General features: G+C 50.3%; 1 protein-coding gene. It reads left to right on the top strand.

Annotated elements, in window-relative coordinates; all coding sequences use genetic code 11:
• Positions 1 to 1,146 (top strand): hemagglutinin repeat-containing protein (locus IE082_RS11080; protein ID WP_189493968.1); only part of this gene is annotated, 1,146 nt, incomplete at both ends.

The raw sequence follows: 1,146 nt of genomic DNA, 5'->3' as shown, positions 1-1,146 counted from the left end.
TTAATCTGATGGCTGATGCCAATAATTACCTAAATCGTGGCAACACCCGCGAGATTGGCAGCCAAATCAGCACTCATTCTGACCTGCAGCTCAATGCACAAACAGGCAACGTCAACATCCGCGCCAGCGAAATCAACAGCGATGTGGGCACGGTTTTAATCAAAGCCGCGCAAGGTGACGTTAACATTATGGCGGGTCAAAATACCGATAGCATTGACGTTGCTAATAAGGATAAGAGCAAAGGTTTCTTGAGCTCAACCACGAGGACGACACATATTGAGAAAACCGATGCTGACAATGTTGCCTCAAACATTACTGGGAATCGTGTGTTGATCGGTGCTGGCAACAATGTCAACATCCAAGGCTCAAATGTCGTCTCCGATACTTTGACTTGGGTTGATGCTAAAAACGACATCAACATCACCGCCGCAGAAAACACTGATACAAATAATCAGTTTTTTGAGGTTAAAAAATCAGGCTTGATGGGGACTGGTGGTATAGGCTTCATGGTCGGTAAAACACAAAACTCACTCGCCACCGATGCAACAGCAACTACCCACACAGGCAGCCTGATTGCCTCAAACGCAGGCGACGTGAAGCTCAGCGCGGGCAACACGTTGAACATAGTGGGTTCAGACGTGCTCGCGGCAAACAATGCGACCTTAGTGGCCGATGATGTCAACATCATCAACGAAACGAATCGATACACACAAACCACCGAGGAGAAGTCCAAGTCTTCTGGCTTGTCTGTCTCGCTCAGTGGTACGGTGGGCAATGCGGCGAACACCATTTATGGTGTGGTCAAACAAGCGAACGACGCCAGCGACCGAGGCAACGACCGATTAGCTGCCGCGTATGGCACCAAAGCGGCGCTCACAGCGGTGCAAGCAGGGCAGTCGTTATACACTGATTTGAGTCAAACGGCTTTGGCTAATCAAGCCTCTCAAACCTCGGCTATTGGTGTGTCCGTATCCGTCGGTTCGAGTAAGAGCCAATCCAATAGCACCACCACACAAACCGCCACACAAGGCAGCAATGTCTCTGCAGGCAATAACCTCACCATCATCGCCAGAGGCGACGGTGAGAAGGACGCCAATGGCTTCGCGACTAATGGCGATGTGAACGTGGTCGGCTCAAATCTCTCAG

This window comes from Formosimonas limnophila (assembly GCF_014652675.1).
GTDB lineage: Bacteria > Pseudomonadota > Gammaproteobacteria > Burkholderiales > Burkholderiaceae > Hydromonas > Hydromonas limnophila.
The sequence above is the reverse complement of the archived record's forward strand: the minus strand, read 5'-3'. Positions and strand labels throughout refer to the sequence as shown.